Consider the following 2,088-nt stretch of genomic DNA (forward strand, 5'->3'; position numbering starts at 1 on the left):
TTCTGATGTCTCTCTGCCTATATGGTCTGCTACTTTTTGCAAGGCGTGGGCTTTGTCGCCTTCTGGGTGGAGGATGGTTAGAAACCAGCCGTCTGAGTATTTTTCAGGAGAGAGTTTGTACTCCAGCTCTGCGCCAAAAGTCTTTTTCATGTGTGTTGTGAGAGGCTCAAGGGTCTGACGGTCTGCAAAGTAGACGATCTTGAGGTTCATCTCCATAGCTTTGATATTCTTGCACTCTACCATACGCGGGTCATTGCGGTAGTTTTCCAGCACACCGTGCTGATGGGTATTGAGCGTGGTGGGAAAAAGGAAAGCTTCATTCAAGTCCATATCTTTGAGAGCTATGACAAAAGGGTAAATGTCAAACTTTGCACCTTCGGCAATGATGGCATCCCCAAGTTCTTTATTGACCGTTTTAATATCTATGAGTGTTTTGTCCGGAGCAACGATCATACTGCCGTCAAGCAGGATCATGGGAGCATCCAGATGGAGCTTCTCTAAAAAATCATGGGATTTATGAAAACTTCTTGCGGTAGCTACAGAAAGAATGGCATTTTTGGCTTTTTCATTCCAAACTTTGACAGAAAAATCACTCAGACTCTGGTCTGTACGCAAAAAGGTATGGTCAAGATCGGTGATGTAAATGGATTTCATACAATTCCTAAAATTTTTTTGACATTATAGCAGGAGTTTAATCCTGATGTGTTTCCTGATAGGCAACGATCTTCTTTTTTAGGTTGAGGAAATGCTTTACCAGTTCAGGATCGAATGATCTGCCTGCTTCCTCTTGTATGTAGGAAAATGCCTTCTCATTGCTCCAAGGCTCCTTGTAGGGACGCTTGGAGACCAAGGCATCATAGACATCAGCAATAGCGACAATACGTCCTTCAATGGGGATCTCTTCACCTTTAAGCCCTTTTGGGTAGCCGCTGCCATCATATTTTTCATGATGTGTAAGGGCGATACTTTCTGAAAGTTGGATCAAGTCTGATTCACTGCCCTCTAGAAGATGTTTTCCTATAAGTGTATGACTCTTCATGATCTGCCACTCTTCTTCAGTTAGTTTGCCATTTTTCAGCAAGATACTGTCAGGAATACCTATTTTACCTGCATCATGCATGGAACTTGCCAGTAGCATATTGTTTGTGATCTTCTCTTCCTGCCCGCTTACTTTGGACAATAAATAGGAGTAGTAACGCATTCTTTTGATATGCATACCGGTTTCATTATCTTTAAGTTCAGAAGCTTTTGAAAGGCGTTCCACCATTTCATGTTGTGCACTTAATGCCTTATTTCTTTTCTTGATACTTAAATGAAAAAAATCACTGTAACGCTGTACAGTAATACGGTAAAAAAATATGATCAAAAGAAGTAGAGCAGCCGATACATTATGGATTTTGTCACTTTGAAAACAGAACCAGATGAAATAGCTGCTGAGCATAGGAATAGTAAAAAGGAGATAGATAGAGAGATCGGTACCCAATGTCGTGATCGCTGCACCGCTTAATCCAATGATGACGGCAGTCATAAAGAAAGGATATTCTGCAGGAATATGCTCATATGTCAAGAGGATAAAGGAAAGTCCCCATGCCAGACCGGCTAAAAAAACACTTACAGCATAAAAATAGAACCAGAATGCTTGTATTTTTTTATATTTGTTATTTCCTGTTATTTTCAAATAGCGCCATGCAACATAACTTCGTATGCTATAGATAAGCAGATGTGCACTGACACCTATGGCAAGGATATTAAAAGGAACCAGACCGAAAAAAAGGTATGCAACAGTAAAAAGAAGGAGTATCTGCCCTGTTGTGGCAGCATAAGAAACTTTATAAATCTGATTAAGTGCTTCTTCATTTGCTGTTTTTTGAAAAGAGGACATGGTGAATAATTTTCCTAAAATGATGAGTTATTATTTAAATAATTTCATCATCTTAACTAAATATTGTCAAAAAATGTCAAAAAGAATTACTTCAAAATTACCTCTGATGTTTACTCACATCATAGCGGCTTGCCATAGAGAGAAAGAACTCTTTGAGTGCGTATGCCATGGCACCAAAAACAGCTTTGGATTCATGATCTATTGCG

2 protein-coding genes are annotated in these 2,088 nt (G+C 39.6%); both read right to left on the reverse strand.

From position 1 onward, the window contains the following. Positions 1-654: HAD hydrolase family protein (locus MVE01_RS04505; protein ID WP_472560974.1), on the reverse strand; the 654-nt coding region annotated here is incomplete at its 3' end. A gap of 37 nt (positions 655-691) precedes the next feature. Then, positions 692-1,882 (reverse strand): HD-GYP domain-containing protein, encoded by a 1,191-nt coding sequence (locus MVE01_RS04510; RefSeq protein WP_472560975.1) that lies wholly within the window; start codon positions 1,880-1,882, stop codon positions 692-694. Positions 1,883-2,088 lie beyond the last annotated feature (206 nt).

It is taken from the genome of Sulfurovum sp., assembly GCA_026990595.1.
Lineage (GTDB): Bacteria > Campylobacterota > Campylobacteria > Campylobacterales > Sulfurovaceae > Sulfurovum.